The organism is Pseudomonas sp. 10(2024), assembly GCF_045164175.1.
In the GTDB taxonomy this organism is placed as follows: domain Bacteria; phylum Pseudomonadota; class Gammaproteobacteria; order Pseudomonadales; family Pseudomonadaceae; genus Aquipseudomonas; species Aquipseudomonas alloputida.
Genome location: NZ_CP174006.1, coordinates 1,365,708 through 1,387,713, shown reverse-complemented (window position 1 = coordinate 1,387,713; position 22,006 = coordinate 1,365,708). Strand labels below are relative to the sequence as shown.

Here is a 22,006-nt window from a genome sequence, read left to right as displayed (position 1 = left end):
AATGTTCCTTCGCAAATACCAGATTGCCAGGCGGAGCCTGTGGGAGCAGGCAATGCGGTGGATTGCACCGGCTGCGCCGGTGTTCGCGGGCGCGCCCGCTCCCACAGGGGTTGCGCAAGCTTTCCCCTTGAGCAACGGTTACTTGTCGTCGAGCAGTACCCGCAGCATCCAGGCGGTTTTCTCGTGAACCTGCATGCGCTGCGTCAGCAGGTCGGCGGTCGGCTCGTCACTGACCTTGTCCACCACAGGGAAAATGCTGCGCGCAGTGCGTACCACGGCCTCCTGCCCCTGAACAAGCTGGCGAATCATCTCGTCTGCCGGGGGGACGCCTTCCTCCTCCTTGATCGACGAGTGTCGTGCATAGAATGCATACGAACCCGGTGCCGGGAAGCCCAAGGCACGGATGCGCTCGGCGATCGAATCGACTGCCAGGGCCAGTTCGTTGTACTGCTCTTCGAACATCAGGTGCAAGGTGCGGAACGACGGGCCGGTGACGTTCCAGTGAAAGTTATGGGTTTTCAGATACAGCACGTAGGTATCCGACAACAGGCGGGACAGCCCATCGACGATGGACTTGCGATCTTCTTCACTGATACCGATATCGATTGCCATGAAGCTCCCCTCTCCACAAGGCTTGAGACTCAAGCGGGTGCCGACCACTGTAGCAACACTTGCCGCATGCCGCATGTGACATGGCGCAATACATTGCCCACTGGGCGGCCTGCGGTTTGAGTAGGCTGCAGCTTTACTGTTAAATAGGCACTGTGCCACCCGTGCGGACTGTCATTGCCGGGTGCATAGGCTGGCCTGCCACGTGTTCGCGCTCTATATCTCATGCGCACCGTGCTGCCAGCTCTTCCTGTGATCGGCCTTATCAACAGTGAGCCAACCCCATGTTCAAGATCGTCCATCTGGTGACGGGCGTGGCAGCTTTGCTGCTATCGCTCATACCCAGCCTGAAAACCGATGCGACACCCTTCCTGCAACAACCCGACGCGGTTTACCTGGCCCTGCTCGGCCTGCTCAACCTTGTGCTGGCCCCGGTCGTGCCGCTGTATCATCGCGGCGCGCGGCAACAACTGCAGCACCTGGCCTGCGCCCTGCTGGTAGTCGCCGTCGTGCTGCAGACCCTGACGCTACTGGCCCGCCCCGAAATGGGCAACCTGGCAGCCCTGGTGTGTGCGGCGCTGGCCGTGGCCGTGCATCTGGCCGTGGGCTTTGCCCGCAGCCCGCGCAAGGCACGCGGCAGTCAACACGTGGCACAAGATGCCGGCAACCGTGATACCGGCACCGTCAAATGGTTCAACACATCGAAAGGCTTTGGTTTCATCTCCCGAGACTCGGGCGATGACATCTTCGTGCACTTTCGGGCCATCCGCGGTGAGGGCCACCGCATTCTGGTCGAAGGCCAGCGCGTGGAGTTTTCGGTGATGCACCGCGACAAGGGCCTGCAGGCCGAAGACGTGGTTGCAGTAACCCGCCGCTGACCAACGGCTGACCGGCCGACGCCATCAACGGCAAGCCAGCGTCCACAAGGGCCGTGCTGCACCTGAAGGCAGCATCATACCTGTGGGGGCTGGCTTGCCGGCGATAGCAGCCTGGAACAACTCAATAATGAGGAGGCGGGGTCTCTTCCCCTTCGCTGCCATACTGGCCAACCATCTCTTCATGACGCTTGATCAGCTCGGCCATCTGCAATTGCAGCCGCTCGATCACCCGCGCTTGCTCCACCACCACGTCATTCAGCGCCTGGATAGCGTCATCCTGAAACGCCTGACGGGTTTCCAGTTCGACCATCCGCATTTCCAGTGTCATCTCAGGCCTCTTGGTATCCAGCAAGTTGGAGCCCGCGCAGACGCTGGCGAACAGCTTGCAGTTGATCATCGGTGTAGCCCACAGGCGCACACTTGCCCCATACCGGTGCCGGCCATGCAGCGTCGTCGCGCTGGCGCACAATCACATGCATGTGCAACTGGCTGACCACGTTGCCCAAGGTAGCCACGTTCATCTTGTCGGCCCCATAGCTGGCCTTCAACGCCTCTGCCAACAAGGTGGTTTCCTGCCACAACTGCTGTTGCTCTGCCACATCCAGCTCGAACAGCTCACTGATACCAGCGCGCTTGGGCACCAGAATGAACCATGGGTAATTGGCATCCTTGCTCAGCAGCAACTGGCACAGCGGAAACTCTCCCAACACCAGCGAATCCTGCTGCAAACGCGAATCGAGGACGAACACGGCATATCTCCTTCAGGCAATACCATCCCGCTTCAGGCGGAAAACAGGCCAGCAAGGATACCTTGCACACTCCCGGTAACACAGCGCTACTTTTCGCACCAAAATGAGGCCACCTGCCCGCCCTCCCCACACTGACCACCCCACAAACGATGCTGGATGAACAAGTTGCGGTAACACTTTGACTCTAAAGGCAAGTTATTAATTTCTAATGATTCTCGATCGCATAAATCACACAAGCAGCCTTCGTCCCGCATTTACGGGACTTTCCGACCCTCGGTAGCAGGTTTTGTGAAAATTTCATGAACTGTTGCGAATTTTGAGCACGCTTGTTGCATTCCCTTCACGCCAAGTCGGCACGACATCTGCAGTAGCAGGTGTACGCGACAAATAACAACAGCGACATGGGTTACCAGGGATTTTCCTCAACCGGAATCGGCGGTTACAGATTCGTTACGGTGCCAGGAACAGCGCTGAGGTTATACGGCCCCTGAACCGGGGCGTGATTTGCGACATGGAAATACTTAAAAGCGACACGGTGAAAAAGTTCCGCAAAGAGTGCTTATAGCCATATCGCCAACAACAGTCTGCGTGCTATACATTTTCGCCGACATAAAAAGAAAGAGCTGCCCCATATAACTAAAAGACTTGGACGCAGCGGTACTCTTCCTAAAAACCAAAGGAGCAAATCACGATGCGCGTGATGAAGTGGAGCATGATCGCCCTGGCCGTTTCGGCAGGGACCTCGCAGTTGGCAATGGCCTCGGCACAGGACGAGTCCAAAGGTTTCATCGAAGACAGCAAGCTGAGCGTCAAGACCCGCATGCTGTACTTTAGCCGTGACTTCCGTAACAACGCGCCTGGCTCCCAGAGCCGCGTTGAAGAAACCGGCCTTGGCTTCCTCGGCACCTTCGAATCGGGCTTCACCCAAGGCACCGTAGGCTTCGGTGTCGACGCCATCGGCATGCTGGGCCTCAAGCTGGACAGCGGCAAAGGCCGCGCCGGCACCGGCCTGTTCCCGACAGGTGCCGACGGTCGCTCGCAAGACGACTACTCCGAAGGCGGCGGCGCAGTGAAAATGCGCATTTCCAACACCGTGCTCAAGTTCGGCGACCAGTTCACCGCCCTGCCAGTACTGGCTACCGACGACAGCCGACTGCTGCCGGAAGTGGCTGAAGGCGGCCTGATCACCAGCAACGAAATCGATGGCCTGACCCTGCATGCCGGTCACTTCACCGCACTCAACGCCCAGGCTCAGACCTACCACGACAGCCTGAACCTGACTGAAGCCAACGTCTTTGGTGGCACCTACGCCATTACCGACAGCCTCAGCACCAGCGTCTACTACTCGCGTGTCGAAGATCACTTCCGCAAGTGGTACGGCAACATCAACTGGGCGCTGCCGATCAGCGACAAGCAAGGCCTGGTGTTCGACTTCAACATCTATGACACCAAGTCGATTGGCAACAACCTGACCGGCGCCTACGTCAGCAAGTCCGACGGCACCAATGAGCTGGACAACATCGCAGCCAGCCTGTCGGCCGCTTACAACGTTGGCGCCCACACCTTCACCCTGGCCTACCAGAAAGTCAGCGGCGACGGTGATTACGCTTACGGCGTGGACGGTGGCGGCACCGTCTTCCTGGCCAACTCCGTTGCCCGTTCCGACTTCAACGCCGAAGACGAAAAATCCTGGCAAGCGCGCTACGACCTGAACTTCGCCGAGTTCGGTGTACCTGGCCTGACCTTCATGACCCGCTACGTTAGCGGTACCGGTGCCACCACCCGCACCACCGACAGCGGCAAGGAATGGGAACGCGACATCGACGTCAAGTACGTGATGCAGAGCGGCCCGGCCAAGGACCTGAGCTTCCGCGTACGTCAGGCCACCTACCGTTCGGGCGATGGCGTGTACTACGGTTCCCCATCGATCGACGAACTGCGCCTGATCGTGGAGTACCCGCTGAGCATCCTGTAAGCCTGGCTTGCAGTGCCCCGCACCTGAAAAAGCCCGGCAATCACGCCGGGCTTTTTCTTGGCTGACAAGTGTCACGCCCTGGGGCATCCTGTACGCCTTCGTTTCCCCCCCGTACAATGCGGGGCTATTTCAACGTCTTAGGCAATCGACACGGCTAACCATGCGCACCAGTCAATATTTGCTCGCCACCCAGAAAGAAACCCCTGCCGACGCAGTGGTCATCAGCCATCAGCTCATGCTGCGTGCCGGCATGATCCGCAAACTGGCCTCCGGCCTGTACACCTGGCTGCCGATGGGCTTGCGGGTAATGCGCAAGGTCGAAGCCGTGGTGCGTGAGGAAATGAACGCCGCCGGCGCCCTGGAAGTGCTGATGCCGAGCATCCAGCCCGCCGAGCTGTGGCAGGAATCCGGTCGCTGGGAGCAATACGGCCCTGAGCTGCTGCGCCTGAAAGACCGCCACCAGCGTGACTTCTGCGTCGGCCCTACCCACGAAGAAGTGATCACCGACCTGGCCCGTAACGAGCTGTCCAGCTATAAACAGCTGCCGCTCAACCTGTACCAGATCCAGACCAAGTTCCGTGACGAGATCCGCCCGCGCTTCGGTCTGATGCGTGGCCGCGAGTTCATCATGAAGGACGCCTACTCGTTCCATGCCGACCAGGCTTCCCTGCAGGAAACCTATGATCGCATGCACCAGGCGTACACCAATGTGTTCACCCGCCTGGGCCTGGACTTCCGCCCTGTGCAGGCCGATACCGGCTCGATCGGTGGCAGCTACTCGCACGAGTTCCACGTGCTGGCCGAGTCTGGCGAAGATGACGTGATCTTCAGCGACAGCTCCGACTATGCCGCCAACATCGAGAAGGCCGAAGCCATCCCGCGTGAAACCGTGCGCCCTGCCCCTACCGAGGAGCTGCGCCTGGTCGACACCCCGAACGCCAAGACCATCGCCCAGTTGGTGGAAAACCACGGCCTGCCGATCGAAAAGACCGTCAAGACCCTGATCGTGCGCGGTGCCGAAGAGGGCAAGCTGATTGCCCTGATCGTCCGTGGCGACCACGAACTGAATGAAATCAAGGCCACCAAGCTGGAACAGGTTGCCGACCCGCTGGTCATGGCCACCGAAGCCGAACTGCGCGACGCCATTGGCGCCGGTGCCGGCTCGCTCGGCCCGCTCAACCTGCCACTGGAAATCATCATCGACCGCTCGGTTGCCCTGATGAGCGACTTCGGCATCGGCGCCAACATCGACGACAAGCACTACTTCGGCGTCAACTGGGAGCGCGACCTGCCGGTGCCACAGGTTGCCGACCTGCGTAACGTGGTCGAAGGCGACCCAAGCCCGGACGGCCAGGGCACCCTGGTTATCAAGCGCGGCATCGAAGTGGGCCACATCTTCCAGCTGGGCACCAAGTACAGCGAGGCGCTGAAGTGCCAGGTGCTGGGCGAGAACGGCAAGCCGGTCGTGCTGTCGATGGGTTGCTACGGCATTGGCGTGTCCCGTGTGGTTGCAGCTGCCATCGAGCAGAGCTATGACGACAAGGGCATCATCTGGAACGACGCCCTGGCTCCGTTCCAGATTGCCCTGGTCCCACTGCGCTACGAAACCGACGTGGTCCGCGAAGCGACCGACAAGCTGTATGCCGAACTGACTGCCGCCGGCTATGAAGTGCTGCTGGACGACCGCGACAAGAAGACCAGCCCAGGCATCAAGTTTGCCGACATGGAGCTGATCGGTATCCCGCACCGCATCGTCGTCAGCGATCGCGGCCTGGCCGAAGGCAACCTGGAGTACAAGCACCGCACCGAGCAGGACGCCCAGGCGTTGCCGCTCAATGAAGTGCTGACCTTCCTGCAGGCCCGCGTTCGCCGCTGATAACCAATGCACGAGTGATCATGTACAAGCGAAGTACCTTTACCCTTGGGGGCGCCGCACTGTGCGGCGCCCTGCTCGTCAGCGGCTGCGCCAACCAGATGTCCCAGCGCAGCGACCATGAGGAGCGCGTCGAGCGCAAACTGCTCGAGCATACCCTGCAGATCGATGTCGGCGAGCCGAAGGTGATGGAGCTTCCGCAGCGACGTGTGCGCGTGCATGAGCAAAAGCGCTTCGAAGTCACCGAATTCGAAGTGACCCGTCGTTATGACCGCTATACGCCTTACCAACCCTGGCGGGAGATCTACGAGATCCCGCTGGGTGCAGTGGCCGTGGTGGCGGGTGTCGGCGCCAATGTGGTCAACGTCTTCGCCTTGGGTAACCTGCCGCAAAGTATCACCCACGACTGGCTAAGCTATGGCGTGGATGGGCTCAACCCGTTCATGAACGTGCCATCCAACGGCCGCGCCCAGCAGAACCTGGCCGGGATCAGCGAAGTGCAGAAAGGCAAGCGCGAGGAATCCATCAGCCTGCCCTGGAGCGAGCGCCTGGTCGAGGTCAAGGCCGGCAAGATGACCCACGAGCTGACCACCGACCGCAACGGCGTGCTGCGCCTGAACCTGCTAGACAGCCCGTTCTCCGAGCAAAACCTCAACCACGTCGGCACCCTGCACCTGCAAGTACTTGACGAGGACAATGCGGTACGAGGCGATGCCAGCCTGTTGGTCAGCGCTACCCTGCGCAATAAGCTGCTCGAAGCCCATGAGCTGATCTTCGATGACCTCGAAGATGATGATGTCGGCCAGTGGGTGCACCGGGTCAAGCGCCTGTCCGAACTGGGCCTTGAAGAGGAAGCCAGTGAAATGGAACAGAGCCTGATCGAGCTGACCCGCAACGATCCGGAGCTGCAGCAGGAATTCTTGCAGTCGCTGACCAAGGCCACTGGCCGGTTGGTGGCTGATCCAGGCGTGCATTGACAGAAGGGGCTGCATTGCAGCCCCTTTCATTTGGGCGGGAACAGCTCCAGCTGTTCATGCGCGCCCCGCAAGTCACGCAACCTCACCCCTACCCCTAGCAAGCGTACCGGCTTGCCGCCACGGGCGAACGCCTGCCCCAGCAATTGCCGATAACTCTCCAGGTCCCGGCCCGCCCCGGCCTGCTCCATGGTGGTCTGGCTGAAGTCATGGAACTTGACCTTGACGAACGGTTTGTCTGGCCGGTAACTGCTGTCCATTCGGGCGATGCGTTCGTTCAGGCTAGCCAGCAGCTCTGGCAGCCGCGCCAGGCAACTGGCCAGGTCTGGCAGGTCGGTGTCGTAGGTGTTTTCCACACTCACCGACTGGCGTCGGCTGTCGTTATGCACCGCACGCTCATCGATCCCCCGTGCCAGCCCCCACAACCGCTCGCCAAAACTGCCGAACTCACGCACCAATGCCAGCCGTGACCACTCACGCAAATGCAGGCAGGTTTCGATGCCCAGCCGCGTCAGTTTGTCGGCCGTCACCTTACCCACCCCATGCAACCTGGCCACCGGCAAGGCTGCAACGAACGCTTCCACTTCATTTGGGGTAATCACGAACAGCCCATTGGGTTTGCGCCAGTCACTGGCGATCTTGGCCAGAAACTTGTTAGGCGCCACGCCAGCCGACACGGTGATATGCAGGGTACGGGCAACACGCCGGCGAATATCCTCGGCAATGCGTGTGGCGCTGCCCGAATACCACTGGCTGTCGCTGACATCCAGATAGGCTTCGTCCAGGGACAAAGGCTCGATGAGCTCTGTGTAGTCGCGAAAGATCGTGTGGATTTCCCGCGAGGCCTCACGGTAGGCCTCGAAGCGCGGCTTGACGATCAACAGGTCGGGGCAAAGCTTCAGCGCATGCCGCGATGACATGGCCGAGCGCACGCCATAGGCACGCGCTTCATAGTTGCAGGTGGCGATTACCCCGCGATGGTCGGGCGAGCCCCCCACCGCCATGGGGCGACCGGCCAGGCGCGGGTCGTCACGCATCTCGATCGCAGCGTAGAAACAATCGCAGTCGACGTGGATGATCTTGCGCAAGGACATGGACGACCGTCAGCACTGTAAATTCATACAGATAGTATCGCATGCACCCTGCTCTGAAACAGCTCACCTGCTTTGCTACACGATAATCGGCCTGAAAGCCCCGCCGTGACTGAGCTGTACACGGCCATGAAGCGCTAAGGGTTTGAACAAAAAAGGTTTTTCCAAAACAATTGCTTGACATCAGTGCGTAAATCCGTAGAATTCGATCTCACAGGCGCGGGATGGAGCAGCCTGGTAGCTCGTCGGGCTCATAACCCGAAGGTCGTCGGTTCAAATCCGGCTCCCGCAACCAGATTCGAGAAAAGGCCACTGTTAACGCAGTGGCCTTTTTCTTTGCCCGTTAAAAAGCTTTTTCGAAAAAACATCGACAAATCAAAGCCTAGCGCTTGACATATAAACTACACGCTGTAGAATCCGCCCCACTGACGCGGGATGGAGCAGCCTGGTAGCTCGTCGGGCTCATAACCCGAAGGTCGTCGGTTCAAATCCGGCTCCCGCAACCAGATTCAAGAAAAGGCCACTGTTAACACAGTGGCCTTTTTCTTTGTCTGCTGATAAGCATTTTCGAAAAAACTTCGACAAATCAAAGCCTAGCGCTTGACATACACACTACACACTGTAGAATCCGCCCCACTGACGCGGGATGGAGCAGCCTGGTAGCTCGTCGGGCTCATAACCCGAAGGTCGTCGGTTCAAATCCGGCTCCCGCAACCATATTCGTCAGAACAAACCCCGCCTGTGTAAAAGCAGCGCGGGGTTTGTTGCTTTATACCTCCCTGACTTTCGTCGCCTCGATTTCCCCTCCTCATGCCAACCCGCAGGCTTGAGATGTCGTGCCCAGGATGAACTATCTTTAACCCTGCCAAGCCGCTGCAAACGCCTGAGGCCGGAGTAACATTGGATACGTTTTCCAAAGGGACTTTCACTTGGCCGCACCTTTCCTTCACCTCGCGCTGCATGCCCGGGGCAACTCATGACTTCGCACAATCCCGAACCTCCGGTGCCACTCGCTACGGCGCTACCCGGTGCTGTGCAGCGCCTGCCCCTACTCGAACGCCTGAGTCGCTACCGCCAGCCCATAGGCCTGATGGTGACCCTGCTACTGTTCACGATGGCCTTGATTGCCTGCCGTCACCTGCTGAGCGAGCTGGACATCTATGCCTTGCACGATGCCATGCTCAGCGTGCCAACCCAGTCATTGCTGGGCGCCTTGCTGGCAACGGTGATCGGCTTTGTGATCCTGCTGGGCTACGAGTGGTCGGCCAGCCGCTATGCGGGCGTGAAACTGCCAGCACGCAGCTTGGCACTGGGCGGCTTCAGCGCCTTTGCCATCGGCAACGCCATCGGCCTGTCGATGCTCTCTGGCGGCTCGGTTCGCTATCGCCTGTACGCCCGGCAAGGGCTTGGTGCTGGCGAAGTCGCACGCATGACCGTGTTTGCCAGCCTGTCACTGGGCTGCGCGCTGCCGCCCCTGGCCGCCTTGGCGACATTGAGCAACCTGCCGGCGGCCTCGACAGCGCTGGGGTTGGCGCCCGGCCTGCTGGCAGCTGTTGCCAGCGCCGTGCTGGTGGTGTCTGCCTTACTGGTAATTGGCTTGTACCGCCGCCGCCTGGCCGAGCAACCGGCGGCCAATAACCTGCTCGTTCAACTGGGGCGGCGCACACTTCGCCTGCCGGATGCACGCCTGGCGGCCCTGCAATTGCTGATTACCGCGCTGGATGTGGCGGCCGCTGCCACCGTGCTCTACCTGTTGCTGCCCGAAGCCCCTCCTTTCGGCGCGTTCGTGCTGGTGTACCTGCTGGCCTTGGCTGCGGGCGTGCTCAGCCACGTACCGGGCGGCGTCGGGGTGTTCGAAGCGATCCTGCTGGCGGCCTTTGCCGACCAGCTCGGTGCCGCACCGCTGGCGGCAGCCTTGCTGCTGTATCGGCTGATCTATGTGGTGCTGCCACTGCTGCTGGCCTGCGTGTTGCTGCTGGCCAATGAAGCCCGACGCCTGCTGTTTGCGCAACAGGCCATCAAGGCCGCTTCGGGTCTGGCCGCACCAATCCTGTCGATCCTGGTGTTCCTGTCCGGCGTGGTGCTGCTGTTTTCCGGTGCCACGCCCGAGATAGATACGCGCCTGGAGCATATGGGCTTCCTGGTGCCACACCGGCTGATCGATGCCTCTCATTTCGGCGCCAGCCTGATCGGTGTGCTCTGCCTGCTGCTGGCCCAAGGCCTGCGCCGGCGCCTGTCCGCCGCCTGGCTACTGACCACCGTGCTGTTGCTGGTCGGCGCCCTGCTGTCGCTGTTGAAGGGCTTTGACTGGGAAGAGGCTTGCCTGCTGACCTTTACCGCCGCCCTGCTCGCGCTGTTCCGCCGCTCGTTCTATCGCCCCAGCCGACTGCTGGAGCTGCCCTTCTCGCCGGTGTTCCTGGTGGCCAGCGCCTGTACGGTGGGCGCATCAGTGTGGCTTCTGCTGTTCGCCTACCAGGATGTGCCTTACAGCCATCAGCTGTGGTGGCAGTTCACCCTCGATGCCGACGCGCCACGGGGCCTGCGCGCCGCCATGGGCAGTGCCTTGCTGCTGGCTGCCGTGGCACTGACGTGGCTGCTGCGTACAGCGCCGCCCGTGATCCACCTGCCTGACGAAGAAGAGTTGCAACGCGCCAACCGTATCCTGCAGGCCTCCGACCAGCCCGACGGTGGCCTGGCGCTGACTGGCGACAAGGCGTTGCTGTTCCACCCGCGTGATAACGCGTTCCTCATGTATGCCCGGCGCGGCCGCAGCCTGGTGGCGTTGTACGACCCGATAGGCCCGGCCCAGGAACGCGCCGAGATGATCTGGCAGTTCCGCGACCTGTGCGACCTGCACCACGCACGCCCCGTGTTCTATCAGGTGCGCGCAGAGAACCTGCCGTTCTACATGGACATCGGCCTGACCGCATTGAAGCTCGGTGAAGAAGCCCGGGTCGACTTGCGCCGCTTCGACCTTGAAGCCAAAGGCAAGGAGATGAAAGACCTTCGCTACACCTGGAACCGCGGCGGACGAGATGGCCTGAGCCTGGAGATCCATGAGCCCGGCCACGCCCCGCTGACTGAGCTGAAGGAAATTTCCGACGCCTGGCTCGGCGGCAAGAACGTGCGCGAGAAAGGCTTCTCGCTGGGGCGCTTCAGCCCAGACTACCTGCAGCACTTCCGCATAGCCCTGATTCGCTTCCAGGGCCGCCCGGTAGCCTTCGCCAACCTGCTGGAAACCCATGGAAACGAGCTGGCCAGCCTCGACCTGATGCGTGCGCACCCCGAAGCGCCAAAGCTGACCATGGAATTCATGATGATCGGCTTGATCCTGCATTACAAAAGCCATGACTACGGGCGTTTCAGCCTGGGCATGGTACCGCTTTCCGGCCTGCAACCAAGGCGCGGCGCCCCCTTGACCCAACGCTTGGGTTCGCTGGTGTTCCGCCGTGGTGAACAGCTTTACAACTTCCAGGGGCTTCGACGCTTCAAGGACAAGTTCCAGCCGGACTGGGAACCCCGCTACATGGCCGTGCCAGCCGGGCTCGACCCGCTGGTGGCACTGGCCGACACCGCCGCCCTGATTGCAGGCGGCCTGACTGGATTGGTGAAACGCTGATGACCCGACGCTTTTGGTTGTACCTGCTGGTTCCCCTGCTGCTGGCCGCCCTGGGTGGTGCGCTGGCCTTCTGGCTGTGGACGCGCCCGGCCCCCGAGGCGCGCCTGGAACAGTTGAGCATCAATGACACCAGCATCACCCGTGTTACCCCTGGCGTGCACCCCAAGGCCCGGGTGGCCATCGGCGTGCCACAAGACCAGGCACTGACGGGCAAGCAACTGCTCGACCTGAGCCAGGCCGGTGAAGCCCAGCTGGTGCAGGTGATTCTGCCGCCTGGCGACTGCAGCAAGCAGCAACAGGCCATGGACCAGGCGCTGAACCAACTGCAGGAAAAACCGACCTTGGTCGCCGGTATCGGTCCCGGTGCCGCCCAGGCCTGGCGCTGGCTGGCCAGCCAGAACGATGACAAGGCGCGGGCCATTTCCGTGGGCTTCACCCTCGAACAGCCTGACTGCCAGGCACCGCTGCCCAAATCGGCTGCCCATGGCCACTGGAACGTCGCCTGGAACGACAACCCGGATGACGCCAGCGCCGCCTTCGTGCGCGACCAGGCTAACGCCGAAACCAGCATCAGCGACTACGACATCCACTTGCCACAAGTGCTCAAGGCGCAACTGACCCAAGCCCTGGTCGGCCGCGACGGTAACGCACTGGCCATCCCGGTGGTCGAAGTGCCGGCCGGGCAAACCACAGACACGGTTACCTTGTTCCTCTCTGGTGATGGCGGCTGGCGCGATCTGGACCGCGACGTGGCCGGGGAAATGGCCAAGCTGGGTTACCCGGTGGTGGGCATCGACACGCTGCGCTACTACTGGCAGCACAAGACCCCGGAACAAAGCGCCGCCGACCTTTCCGAGCTGATGCATCACTACCGGCAGAAGTGGGGTACCAAGCGCTTCGTGTTGACCGGCTATTCGTTCGGCGCCGACGTGCTGCCGGCGATCTACAACCGCCTGCCCGTCGAGGACCAGCAGCGTATCGATGCGGTGATGCTGCTAGCCTTTGCGCGCAGTGGCAGCTTCGAGATCGAGGTCGAGGGCTGGCTGGGCAAGGAAGGCCAGGAAGCGCCAACCGGGCCGGAAATGGCCAAGCTGCCGGCGTCCAAGGTCGTGTGCGTATATGGCGTCGAGGAAACCGACGAGAGCGGTTGCACGGAAAAGACGGCAGTAGGTGAGCGCCTGAAACTGCCTGGCGGGCACCACTTCGACGAGAACTACCCGGCACTCGCCAAGCGGTTGATTGGCGAGATCGAGACGCGCCAAGGCAAGTCCAGCGTAGCTGAGCAGAACTGACAAAGCTCAGGGCCGCTCTGCGGCCCTGAGCCTGCTGTATAAACCGATTCAGATCTCGACCTGGGTCCCTAGCTCGATCACCCGGTTCAACGGCAGGTTGAAGAAGCGCAAGTTGCCGTTGGCATTCTTCAGCAAGAACGCGAACAGGTTGCCCCGCCAGCGCGACATCCCCTCCAGCCGTGACGCGATCACCGTCTCGCGGCTGAGGAAGTAAGTGGTGCGCATGGGCGTGAAGTCCAGGCCATCCAGATGACACAGCTTCAACGCGGCAGGCACGTCCGGCTCATCCATGAACCCAAAGTGCAGCAACACCCGGAAGAATCCGTCGCCATAGGCTTCCACCTCGAAACGCTCATGTTCCGGCACACGGGGCCGGTCCTCGCTGACCACAGTCAGCAGCACCACCTGGCTGTGCAGCACCTGGTTGTGCAACATGTTGTGCAACAACGCATGCGGCACGGCATCGGAGCGTGCAGTCAGAAACACCGCCGTACCCTCGACCCGGTGCGGTGGCTGAATGCGGATGCTGCTGATGAACAATGGCAATGGCAGCGCCCCTTCATCGATGCGCTCGACCAGAATCTGCTTGCCGCGCTTCCAGGTGCTCATCAGCAGGAACAACACACCACCGGCCAACACCGGGAAGGCACCGCCCTGAGCGATTTTCGGCACGTTGGCGGCGAAGAACAGCCCGTCGACCAGCAGGAAGCCGACCAGAATCGGCACTGCGAGCAGCGGCGGCCACTTCCACAGCAGCAGCATCACCGCTGACACCAGGACGGTGGTGATCAGCATGGTACCGGTCACCGCAACCCCGTAGGCAGCCGCCAGGGCGCCTGACGACTCGAAACCGATGACCAGCAACACCACGCCCACCATCAGCGTCCAGTTCACCGCACCAATGTAGATCTGCCCCTGCTCGTCGCTTGAAGTGTGCTGAATGTGCATACGCGGAATATAGCCCAACTGGATGGCCTGGCGTGTCAAGGAGAAGGCCCCGGAAATCACCGCCTGCGAGGCGATAACCGTGGCCATGGTGGCCAGCCCAACCAGGGGCAGCAGCGCCCAGCCCGGCGCCAGCAGGTAGAACGGGTTGCGCGCGGCCTCCGGGTTTTGCAGCAGCAATGCACCCTGGCCAAAGTAATTGAGCACCAGCGCCGGGAGCACCAGGATGAACCAGGCCCGGGCAATCGGCTTACGGCCAAAGTGCCCCATGTCGGCGTACAGCGCCTCGGCCCCCGTCAGCGCCAGCACGACCGCGCCGAGAATGGCCACGCCGATGCCAGGGTGCACCACGAAGAAATTGACTGCCCAGACCGGGCTGAACGCCTTGAGTACTTCCGGGCTCTGCGAGATGCCATGCACACCCAGCGCGCCCAGCGCCAGGAACCAGGTAACCATGATAGGACCAAACAGCTTGCCGATTTTCTCGGTGCCGTGCCGCTGTACCAGGAACAGTGCCACCAGCACCACCAGCGAAATTGGCACCACCCAGTGGTCAATACCGTCGAAGGCCAGGCCCACGCCCTCCACCGCCGACAGCACCGACACCGCCGGGGTGATCATACTGTCGCCATAGAACAGCGAAGCGCCGATCAAGCCACAGATCACCATCAGTGTGCGCAGCCGCGGGTACGCCGCCGTGGCCCGCCGCGCCAGTGCGGTCAGCGCCATGGTGCCGCCCTCCCCCTGGTTATCGGCGCGCAAGATGAACATCACGTACTTGAACGACACCACCCACAGCAGCGACCACAGGATCAGCGAGAGGATCCCCAGCACGCCATCATGGTTGACCGACACCCCGTAGCCGCCGGTAAAGACTTCCTTGAGGGTATACAACGGGCTGGTGCCGATATCGCCATAAACCACCCCGACCGCCGCCACCAGCAGGCCCACCGCCCGCGATGCCCCCTGCTTCCCCTCGTGCCCGCTCTCAGCGTGACTGCTTGCCTGAACCATCGACCACTCCCGCAAACGGCCATCACGGCCCTTGGTAATCAGTCTGCCACCAGGCCCTGGAAGGTACCCCGGTACAACGGCGCGAAGCATAGCGCAGCGTTCGTCGTATTTCTGCTGGTCAAGCGCCCTTGCGCTCGCTAGAATTGCGCACTTTTTGATCAGAGGCGCCAAAAGCGCCCGTCAAGTTCGCCCCCGATTCCGGCCGGGCGACCTGCATTCAATACCGAGGTTAGTCATGTCCACCACGCCCGCCACCCCAAGGTAGGTTTCGGTTTGGAAGGCCTGGATTGCCCTGATGACTCTCAATCCATACTTGAACGTTGATCTCAACCTATACCGCTCATCCCCTGATCAAGAAGAATCACACGCTGACACAAGCGTCACCTTGTACAACTTAGATGAGCGCCCTATCATCCAGCTACGCCATTGACGCATAGCAGGGACTGCATGATCTTCATCGAGACCCCAGTATTCACCTCCGATCTCAAGGAGCACCTGGATGATGAAGAATACCGGGCTTTGCAGGCCTATCTGGCCGAGCATCCCGAAGCCGGTTCTCTCCTGGAGGAAACCGGCGGCCTCAGAAAGATCCGCTGGGCAGCCAAGGGCAAGGGCAAGAGTGGGGGTGTACGAGTGATCTACTACCACGTCACTGCAGCCCACCAGATCCGTATGATTCTGATCTATCGCAAGGGCATCGTGGATACCTTGACAAGCAGTCAGAAAGCGCAGCTTCGCGCACTAAACAAAGGGTGGAAATAATGGAAAAGCATCTCTTCGATCGTCTTGTGGAAAGCATGACTCAGATGGATGAGATCGATCGCGGTGAGCGTCAGCCCTCGCGTGAGTTCCACGTAGACGCACTTCAAGTCAAAAAGATTCGTCAAGCCACTGGCCTTTCCCAGGCTGCGTTTGCCAAACGTATCGATGTCGCAGTAGGAACTCTACGGAATTGGGAACAGGGCCGTCGCGAACCTGAAGGACCAGCTCGTGCCTTGCTTCGAGCGATTCATAACGATCCCGAACATGTACTTGCGGCCTTGAGCTAAGTACACGAAAGCCACCAGGCCCTAGAAGGTACCCCGGCACAACGGCGCGAAGCATAGCGCAGCGTTAGTCGTATTTCTGCTGGTCAAGCGCCCTTGCGCTCGCTAGAATTGCGCACTTTTTGATCAGAGGCGCCAAAAGCGCCCGTCAAGTTCGCCCCCGATTCCGGCCGGGCGACCTGCATTCAATACCGAGGTTAGTCATGTCCACCACGCCCGCCACCCCCAAGGTAGGTTTCGTAAGCCTGGGTTGCCCAAAAGCCCTGGTCGACTCCGAGCGCATCCTCACCCAGCTGCGCATGGAAGGCTATGAAGTCGTACCCACCTACGAGGACGCCGACGTGGTGGTGGTCAACACCTGCGGCTTCATCGACAGCGCCAAGGCCGAATCGCTGGAAGTGATCGGCGAAGCGATCAAGGAAAACGGCAAGGTGATCGTCACCGGCTGCATGGGCGTCGAAGAAGGCAGCATCCGTGACGTGCACCCAAGCGTGCTGTCGGTCACTGGCCCGCAGCAGTACGAGCAGGTAGTCAACGCCGTTCACGAAGTGGTGCCGCCGCGTCAGGACCACAACCCGCTGATCGACCTGGTGCCGCCACAGGGCGTCAAGCTGACCCCGCGCCACTATGCCTACCTGAAGATCTCCGAAGGCTGCAACCACAGCTGCAGCTTCTGCATCATCCCGTCGATGCGCGGCAAGCTGGTCAGCCGCCCTGTGGGTGAAGTGCTGAGCGAGGCCGAGCGCCTGGTCAAGGCCGGGGTGAAGGAAATCCTGGTGATTTCCCAGGACACCAGCGCCTACGGCGTCGACGTCAAGTACAAGACCGACTTCTGGAACGGCCGCCCGGTCAAGACCCGCATGCTCGAGCTGTGCGAAGCACTGAGCAGCCTGGGCGCCTGGGTACGCCTGCACTATGTGTACCCTTACCCGAACGTTGACGACGTGATCCCGCTGATGGCTGCCGGCAAGATCCTGCCGTACCTGGACATCCCGTTCCAGCACGCCAGCCCGAAAGTGCTCAAGTCGATGAAGCGCCCGGCCTTCGAAGACCGCACCCTGGCACGCATCAAGAACTGGCGCGAGCAATGCCCTGAGCTGGTGATCCGCTCCACCTTCATCGTCGGCTTCCCGGGCGAGACCGAGGAAGACTTCCAGTACCTGCTGGACTGGCTGACCGAAGCCCAGCTCGACCGCGTGGGCTGCTTCCAGTACTCGCCGGTAGAAGGCGCCCCGGCCAACGACCTGGGCCTGGAAGAAGTACCGGACGACGTCAAGCAAGAGCGCTGGGACCGCTTCATGGCCCACCAGCAGGCCATCAGTGCTGCCCGCCTGCAATTGCGCATCGGCAAGGAAATCGACGTGCTGATCGACGAAGTCGAAGAACAAGGTTCGGTTGGCCGCAGCTTCTTCGATGCACCGGAAATCGACGGCAGCGTGTTCATCGATGGCGACCATGGTTTCAAGCCAGGCGACAAAGTGCGTTGCCGTGTGGTGGATGCCGACGAGTACGACATGTGGGCTGAACCCGTCTAAAACGGCTGAAGCCAGCAAAGCCCCTGCCCCGGCGTTCTCCATAGGGAATGACCGGCGCAGGGGCTTTTTTGTCAGAACCTGTGGAACAGCATCAGGACGCCCCTCGACGAGTGGTTGGCCTGCTATGTTTTCCCTATCGCCCCAGAGGAACACCGGCATGGCTGCGCTACTGACGCTGCAAACCCCGCGCTTGTGCGACTACAGCGAGCTGGTACAGGTGTGGGAGGATTCAGTACGCGCCACCCACGACTTTCTGCCAGAGGGCTATATCCTGCTACTGCGCGAACATGTGCTGCGCCGCTACCTCGACGCAGTGATGCTGATCTGCTGCAAGGACCGCCAGCGCATCTGTGGCTTCGCCGGTGTCGCCAACGGGCGGGTGGACATGCTGTTCGTCTCACCTGGCTACCATGGCCAAGGGGTAGGCAAGCGCCTGCTGCGCTATGCCATCAGTGAGCTGAATGCCGAGTACCTTGACGTCAACGAGCAGAACCCGAAAGCGCTGGGCTTCTACCTGCATGAAGGTTTCGAGGTCATCGGCCGTTCGGAAACCGACGGCCTGGGCCAGCCCTATCCTCTGCTGCACATGAGGCTGATGCGCACAGTGCCTTGAGGCGGCGCCTGAATGTGCCGCGCTATGTGTCCAAAATGGCGCACCTGACACAGATTCCCATCATCTACCGCTTGCAGGCAGGTACAATGGAGGCCTTTCCCTGCCTTGCGAATTGCCCCATGTCCGAACCCGTCCGCCTGTCCAAACGCCTCATCGAGCAGCTCGGCTGCTCCCGCCGCGAGGCCGAGCAGTACATTGAAGGAGGCTGGGTAACCGTCGATGGCGTGGTGGTCGAGCAGCCGCAGTTCAAGGTTGAGCAGCAGCGCGTCGAGCTGTTGCCGGGCGCCCGCGCCGAAACCCTGGAGCCGGTGACCCTGCTACTGAACCAGCCAGCCGGCATGGACAGTGAAGACGCCCGCGCCAGCATGAACATGGGCAGCCTCAGCGAAGCCCACCGCGAAGGCGTGCGCGCCCTGCACGGGCATTTTGCCCGGCAGGCCTGCGTGGCACCGCTGGAGCGTGGCGCCAGCGGCCTGCAGGTGTTTACCCAGGACTGGCGGGTATCCCGCAAGATCGAGGCCGACCTGCGTCGCCTGGAGCAGGAGTTCATCATTGAAGTGCGCGGCGAAACCACCCCCCAGGCGCTGGAACGCCTGGCGCGTGGGGCCATGCGCAATGACCGCGAGTTGCCCAAGGCCAAGGCCAGCTGGCAGAACGAGACACACCTGCGCATGGTGTTGAAAAACCCACAACCAGGGCAGATTTCCGAGCTATGCGCCTACCTGCGCCTGGAGCTTTTAGGCATGCGACGCATTCGCCTGGGTGGTGTGTCGATGGGCAAGCTGCCCTTGGGCCAATGGCGTTACTTGGCTACCTCCGAACGTTTCTAAGCAATACGCCGCGCTGGAATGCGCGGCACCTGAACAGGATTCTGCTGCAATGAACCACAACGACGTCCTGCGCAGCCTGCGCTACATGCTCAAGGTGAACGACGCCAAGATGGCCGAAATCATCGGGCTCTCTGGCCTCGAAGTGCATCCTCTGGTGCTGGCCACCTACCTGAAAAAAGAAGAAGAGGAAGGCTTCGTGCGCTGCCCGGAACGGGTGATGGCGCACTTCCTTGACGGCCTGGTGATCTACCGCCGAGGCAAAGACGAGAGCCGCCCGCAGCAGCCGATCGAGCTGCCGGTAACCAACAACCTGATCCTCAAGAAGCTGCGTGTGGCCTTTGAGCTCAAGGAAGACGACCTGCATGCGATTCTCAAGTCGGTCAACTTCCCGGTCAGCAAACCTGAGCTCAGCGCGCTGTTCCGCAAGGCTGGCCACGACAACTACCGCCCGTGTGGCGACCAGTTGATGCGCAACTTCCTCAAGGGCCTGACCCTGCGCGTGCGCGGCTGAGTGGCCATGCAGCATACGGTTGTCCCGGTCGGCATCGTCCACTCCTGTTTCAAGGAAAAGTTCGCCATTCCGCGCCAGCCGCAACTGGCGCCTGCCGCCCGTGGCGTCCTCGAACTGTTGCCGCCGTTTGATCAAGGTGACGCGGTCGAGGGCCTGGAACAGGTCAGCCATGTGTGGCTGCTGTTCCTGTTCCACCAGGCCCTGGAGGAAAAGCCGCGCCTGAAAGTGCGGCCTCCGCGTCTGGGCGGCAACAAGAGCATGGGGGTGTTCGCCACCCGCGCCACCCACCGGCCCAACGGCATCGGCCAGTCGGTGGTACGCCTGGAGGGCGTGGAGCCCGGGCGCCTGCTGCTGTCCGGGATCGACCTGCTCGACGGCACGCCGGTGCTGGACATCAAGCCGTATGTGCCCTATGCCGACAGCATCGCTGGCGCCAGCAACCAGATGGCCAACGCAGCGCCGGTGGCAATTGCCGTGCAGTGGGCCGACAACGCCCTGCTCCAGGCCCGCGAGCATGCGCAGCGTCTGAGCGAGCCGCTGGTGGAGCTGATCGAGCAATGCCTGGCGCAGGACCCACGGCCGGCCTACCAGATACCACCGGCCGAGCGGGTGTACGGGGTGAAGTTCTGGGATGTGCAAGTAAGGTGGCATTACCCGCAGCCGGACGTCATCCGGGTGTTGGAAGTGGTACTGGGCTGAGGGCCACGGGCTTCGCCCGTGTTCGCGGGCAAGCCCGCTCCCACAAGTCCAATCGCGCCAGCTTTTAGAAATTGAGCAAGGCCCACACAAGGGACCGCGCTAACACGAAAAAGGCGACCTTTGGTCGCCTTTCTCATTTCAACCAGCTATCAACGAGCCGGGCCTTCAGCCACGCCCAGGTCGTCCGTCGGGCGGGTATCGATCAGCGGCGCACCACCGGAGTCCAGTTCCGAAGCCAGCTTGTCGTTGTCCATTTCCTTGACCCACTTGGCCACTACCACGGTGGCAACGGCGTTGCCCACCAGGTTGGTCAGGGCGCGGGCTTCGGACATGAAGCGGTCGATGCCGAGGATCAGCGCCAGGCCGGCAACCGGCAGGTGGCCAACAGCCGACAGGGTCGCGGCCAGCACGATGAAGCCCGACCCGGTAACGCCGGCAGCCCCCTTGGACGCCACCAGCAGCACCAGCAGCAGGGTGATCTGGTGAGTGATGTCCATGGTGGTGTCAGTGGCCTGAGCGATGAACACCGCAGCCATGGTCAGGTAGATCGAGGTACCGTCCAGGTTGAACGAGTAGCCAGTCGGGATAACCAGGCCCACTACCGATTTCTTGGCACCCAGGCGCTCCATCTTGGCCAGCATGCGTGGCAGGGCCGACTCCGAGGACGAAGTACCCAGCACGATCAGCAGTTCTTCACGGATGTAGCGGATCAGCTTGATCACGCTGAAGCCGTGGGCACGGCAGATACCGCCCAGCACCACCAGCACGAACAGCAGGCAGGTGATGTAGAAGCAGGCCATCAGGTAGCCCAGCTGCACCAGCGAGCCAACACCGTACTGGCCAATGGTGAAGGCCATGGCGCCGAAAGCGCCGATCGGAGCCAGCTTCATGATCATGTTGATGATGTTGAACATGACGTGGGCGAAGCGGTCGATCATGTCCAGTACCGGCTTGCCGTAGCTGCCCAGGCGGTGCAGGGCGAAGCCGAACAGTACCGAGAACATCAGCACTTGCAGGATGTCGCCGTTGGCGAAGGCGCCGACGACCGTGTTGGGGATGACGTTAAGCAGGAAACCGACGGTAGTCTGCTGCGCGCCGGCGGCGGCGTAGGCAGCCACGCTGCTGGCGTTCAGGGTGCTGACGTCGATGTGCATGCCAGCGCCTGGCTTGACCACGTTGACGACGACGAGGCCGATGATCAGGGCGATGGTGGAGACGATTTCAAAGTACAGCAACGCGTAGCCGCCGGTTTTGCCGACCGACTTCATGCTCTGCATGCCGGCAATGCCGCTGACCACGGTACAGAAGATGATCGGGGCGATGACCATCTTGATCAGTTTGACGAAGCCGTCACCCAGGGGTTTGAGGGCAACGCCCGTTTCCGGGTAGTAGTGGCCGAGCAGGATGCCGATGGTGATGGCGACCAACACCTGGACATACAGGGATTTGTACAGCGGCTGACGTGTCGTCATGGCTAATTTTCCTCAAGTGTGCCGGTTCACCCTTCCCAGGGTGATGGGGGCACCTGAATCGCTAACCCTCCTGCACTTGGAGGGATTTGTCGTTGTGTTCGAGCTGCCTGGGCAGGCCTCTGCGAGGATCAATAGCAAGGGTGGTGCCAAAATGCCCATGAAGGGTGCAAGGTCCGTATTTGCTGGGGATAAATGCCCAACGACAGGGCGATACTCACGGGACGGATTGGCGGATTTCCGCCCGATGGCGGAATTTGTACAAGGAGGAATGGCGGAAATCC

At 61.3% G+C, this 22,006-nt stretch carries 19 protein-coding genes and 3 tRNA genes; 16 read left to right on the top strand and 6 right to left on the bottom strand.

Translation table 11 applies throughout. The features are described from left to right. Nucleotides 1–138: 138 nt before the first annotated feature. Complete coding sequence (locus tag ACI7M0_RS06240; protein ID WP_010952363.1) at nt 139–612, bottom strand: Dps family protein; 474 nt, start codon at nt 610–612, stop codon at nt 139–141. 281 nt (nt 613–893) lie between these two features. Between ACI7M0_RS06240 and ACI7M0_RS06235 the strand changes: the two genes are divergently transcribed. Then, complete coding sequence (locus ACI7M0_RS06235; protein WP_129932410.1) at nt 894–1,487, top strand: cold-shock protein; 594 nt, start codon at nt 894–896, stop codon at nt 1,485–1,487. 121 nt (nt 1,488–1,608) lie between these two features. Here the strand turns inward: ACI7M0_RS06235 and ACI7M0_RS06230 are convergent, their stop codons facing one another. Together ACI7M0_RS06230 and ACI7M0_RS06225 are read right to left on the bottom strand one after the other, a co-directional pair. Then, on the bottom strand, nt 1,609–1,815 hold the full coding sequence (locus ACI7M0_RS06230; protein WP_014755587.1) for a SlyX family protein: 207 nt from the start codon (nt 1,813–1,815) through the stop codon (nt 1,609–1,611). A 1-nt stretch (nt 1,816) separates the two neighbouring features. Further along, nucleotides 1,817–2,236 (bottom strand): HIT domain-containing protein, encoded by a 420-nt coding sequence (locus ACI7M0_RS06225; RefSeq protein WP_014589992.1) that lies wholly within the window; start codon nt 2,234–2,236, stop codon nt 1,817–1,819. 691 nt (nt 2,237–2,927) lie between these two features. Between ACI7M0_RS06225 and ACI7M0_RS06220 the strand changes: the two genes are divergently transcribed. The 3 genes from ACI7M0_RS06220 (at nt 2,928) to ACI7M0_RS06210 (ending at nt 7,061) form a co-directional block, all read left to right on the top strand. Beyond that, nucleotides 2,928–4,211: an OprD family porin gene (locus tag ACI7M0_RS06220; RefSeq protein ID WP_129932411.1), complete on the top strand. Its 1,284-nt coding sequence runs from the start codon at nt 2,928–2,930 to the stop codon at nt 4,209–4,211. Between the two features lie 160 nt (nt 4,212–4,371). Next, on the top strand, nt 4,372–6,087 hold the full coding sequence (locus tag ACI7M0_RS06215) for a proline--tRNA ligase (protein WP_014589990.1): 1,716 nt from the start codon (nt 4,372–4,374) through the stop codon (nt 6,085–6,087). A 20-nt stretch (nt 6,088–6,107) separates the two neighbouring features. Then, nucleotides 6,108–7,061, top strand: coding sequence for a hypothetical protein (locus ACI7M0_RS06210; RefSeq protein ID WP_014589989.1), 954 nt, complete (start codon nt 6,108–6,110; stop codon nt 7,059–7,061). 26 nt (nt 7,062–7,087) lie between these two features. On the opposite strand, the gene dinB is transcribed toward ACI7M0_RS06210, so the two are convergent. Then, nucleotides 7,088–8,146 carry a DNA polymerase IV gene (dinB, locus tag ACI7M0_RS06205; protein WP_165366994.1) on the bottom strand — a complete coding sequence of 353 codons (1,059 nt, stop codon included), beginning with the start codon at nt 8,144–8,146 and terminating at the stop codon, nt 7,088–7,090. A 221-nt stretch (nt 8,147–8,367) separates the two neighbouring features. Here dinB and ACI7M0_RS06200 point away from each other — a divergent pair. The 5 genes from ACI7M0_RS06200 to ACI7M0_RS06180 all read left to right on the top strand — a co-directional run bounded on the left by ACI7M0_RS06200 (nt 8,368) and on the right by ACI7M0_RS06180 (nt 13,060). Continuing rightward, nucleotides 8,368–8,444, top strand: a tRNA-Met gene (locus ACI7M0_RS06200). Nucleotides 8,445–8,578: 134 nt separating this feature from the next. Then, nucleotides 8,579–8,655 (top strand) — tRNA-Met (locus ACI7M0_RS06195). A gap of 134 nt (nt 8,656–8,789) precedes the next feature. Further along, nucleotides 8,790–8,866: transfer RNA gene (locus ACI7M0_RS06190), tRNA-Met, on the top strand. Between the two features lie 259 nt (nt 8,867–9,125). Then, nucleotides 9,126–11,768, top strand: a complete 2,643-nt coding sequence (gene mprF / locus ACI7M0_RS06185) for a bifunctional lysylphosphatidylglycerol flippase/synthetase MprF (protein ID WP_129933764.1) — start codon at nt 9,126–9,128, stop codon at nt 11,766–11,768. After that, nucleotides 11,768–13,060 carry a virulence factor family protein gene (locus tag ACI7M0_RS06180; RefSeq protein ID WP_064492882.1) on the top strand — a complete coding sequence of 431 codons (1,293 nt, stop codon included), beginning with the start codon at nt 11,768–11,770 and terminating at the stop codon, nt 13,058–13,060. Before mprF ends, ACI7M0_RS06180 begins: the two co-directional genes overlap by 1 nt. A gap of 48 nt (nt 13,061–13,108) precedes the next feature. Here ACI7M0_RS06180 and ACI7M0_RS06175 read toward each other — a convergent pair whose 3' ends face one another. Then, complete coding sequence (locus ACI7M0_RS06175; protein WP_104960962.1) at nt 13,109–15,019, bottom strand: potassium transporter Kup; 1,911 nt, start codon at nt 15,017–15,019, stop codon at nt 13,109–13,111. A gap of 447 nt (nt 15,020–15,466) precedes the next feature. Between ACI7M0_RS06175 and ACI7M0_RS06170 the strand changes: the two genes are divergently transcribed. The 7 genes from ACI7M0_RS06170 (at nt 15,467) to tsaA (ending at nt 20,253) form a co-directional block, all read left to right on the top strand. After that, a complete protein-coding gene (locus tag ACI7M0_RS06170; protein ID WP_049587984.1) occupies nt 15,467–15,781 on the top strand; it encodes a hypothetical protein in 315 nt (104 codons plus the stop codon). Next, nucleotides 15,781–16,068 (top strand): DNA-binding transcriptional regulator, encoded by a 288-nt coding sequence (locus ACI7M0_RS06165; RefSeq protein ID WP_049587986.1) that lies wholly within the window; start codon nt 15,781–15,783, stop codon nt 16,066–16,068. The genes ACI7M0_RS06170 and ACI7M0_RS06165 overlap by 1 nt, the downstream gene beginning before the upstream one ends. Nucleotides 16,069–16,268: 200 nt before the next feature. Further along, entirely contained in the window at nt 16,269–17,600 is a 1,332-nt protein-coding gene (gene rimO, locus ACI7M0_RS06160; RefSeq protein WP_129933765.1) for a 30S ribosomal protein S12 methylthiotransferase RimO, read from the top strand. A gap of 157 nt (nt 17,601–17,757) precedes the next feature. Further along, nucleotides 17,758–18,213, top strand: a complete 456-nt coding sequence (locus ACI7M0_RS06155; protein ID WP_020189837.1) for a GNAT family N-acetyltransferase — start codon at nt 17,758–17,760, stop codon at nt 18,211–18,213. A gap of 119 nt (nt 18,214–18,332) precedes the next feature. Then, nucleotides 18,333–19,043, top strand: a complete 711-nt coding sequence (locus ACI7M0_RS06150; RefSeq protein ID WP_010952344.1) for an rRNA pseudouridine synthase — start codon at nt 18,333–18,335, stop codon at nt 19,041–19,043. A gap of 49 nt (nt 19,044–19,092) precedes the next feature. Next, nucleotides 19,093–19,554: a DUF1456 family protein gene (locus ACI7M0_RS06145; protein WP_010952343.1), complete on the top strand. Its 462-nt coding sequence runs from the start codon at nt 19,093–19,095 to the stop codon at nt 19,552–19,554. Nucleotides 19,555–19,560: 6 nt separating this feature from the next. After that, the gene (gene tsaA / locus ACI7M0_RS06140; protein ID WP_129933766.1) at nt 19,561–20,253 is read left to right on the top strand and encodes a tRNA (N6-threonylcarbamoyladenosine(37)-N6)-methyltransferase TrmO; all 693 of its coding nucleotides are present in this window, start codon (nt 19,561–19,563) and stop codon (nt 20,251–20,253) included. Nucleotides 20,254–20,402: 149 nt separating this feature from the next. Here the strand turns inward: tsaA and ACI7M0_RS06135 are convergent, their stop codons facing one another. Continuing rightward, complete coding sequence (locus ACI7M0_RS06135; protein ID WP_010952341.1) at nt 20,403–21,725, bottom strand: dicarboxylate/amino acid:cation symporter; 1,323 nt, start codon at nt 21,723–21,725, stop codon at nt 20,403–20,405. Nucleotides 21,726–22,006: the final 281 nt, after the last annotated feature.

Bases quoted from the DNA above. Each gene is read 5' to 3' on its own strand.
- ACI7M0_RS06155 (WP_020189837.1), top strand. From the start codon at position 17,758: ATGGCTGCGCTACTGACGCTGCAAACCCCGCGCTTGTGCGACTACAGC.
- ACI7M0_RS06170 (WP_049587984.1), top strand. From the start codon at position 15,467: ATGATCTTCATCGAGACCCCAGTATTCACCTCCGATCTCAAGGAGCAC.
- ACI7M0_RS06180 (WP_064492882.1), top strand. From the start codon at position 11,768: ATGACCCGACGCTTTTGGTTGTACCTGCTGGTTCCCCTGCTGCTGGCC.
- ACI7M0_RS06230 (WP_014755587.1), bottom strand. From the start codon at position 1,815: ATGACACTGGAAATGCGGATGGTCGAACTGGAAACCCGTCAGGCGTTT.
- ACI7M0_RS06220 (WP_129932411.1), top strand. From the start codon at position 2,928: ATGCGCGTGATGAAGTGGAGCATGATCGCCCTGGCCGTTTCGGCAGGG.
- ACI7M0_RS06210 (WP_014589989.1), top strand. From the start codon at position 6,108: ATGTACAAGCGAAGTACCTTTACCCTTGGGGGCGCCGCACTGTGCGGC.
- mprF (WP_129933764.1), top strand. From the start codon at position 9,126: ATGACTTCGCACAATCCCGAACCTCCGGTGCCACTCGCTACGGCGCTA.
- ACI7M0_RS06135 (WP_010952341.1), bottom strand. From the start codon at position 21,725: ATGACGACACGTCAGCCGCTGTACAAATCCCTGTATGTCCAGGTGTTG.
- ACI7M0_RS06240 (WP_010952363.1), bottom strand. From the start codon at position 612: ATGGCAATCGATATCGGTATCAGTGAAGAAGATCGCAAGTCCATCGTC.
- ACI7M0_RS06175 (WP_104960962.1), bottom strand. From the start codon at position 15,019: ATGGTTCAGGCAAGCAGTCACGCTGAGAGCGGGCACGAGGGGAAGCAG.
- rimO (WP_129933765.1), top strand. From the start codon at position 16,269: ATGTCCACCACGCCCGCCACCCCCAAGGTAGGTTTCGTAAGCCTGGGT.
- tsaA (WP_129933766.1), top strand. From the start codon at position 19,561: ATGCAGCATACGGTTGTCCCGGTCGGCATCGTCCACTCCTGTTTCAAG.
- ACI7M0_RS06235 (WP_129932410.1), top strand. From the start codon at position 894: ATGTTCAAGATCGTCCATCTGGTGACGGGCGTGGCAGCTTTGCTGCTA.
- ACI7M0_RS06150 (WP_010952344.1), top strand. From the start codon at position 18,333: ATGTCCGAACCCGTCCGCCTGTCCAAACGCCTCATCGAGCAGCTCGGC.
- ACI7M0_RS06165 (WP_049587986.1), top strand. From the start codon at position 15,781: ATGGAAAAGCATCTCTTCGATCGTCTTGTGGAAAGCATGACTCAGATG.
- ACI7M0_RS06215 (WP_014589990.1), top strand. From the start codon at position 4,372: ATGCGCACCAGTCAATATTTGCTCGCCACCCAGAAAGAAACCCCTGCC.
- ACI7M0_RS06145 (WP_010952343.1), top strand. From the start codon at position 19,093: ATGAACCACAACGACGTCCTGCGCAGCCTGCGCTACATGCTCAAGGTG.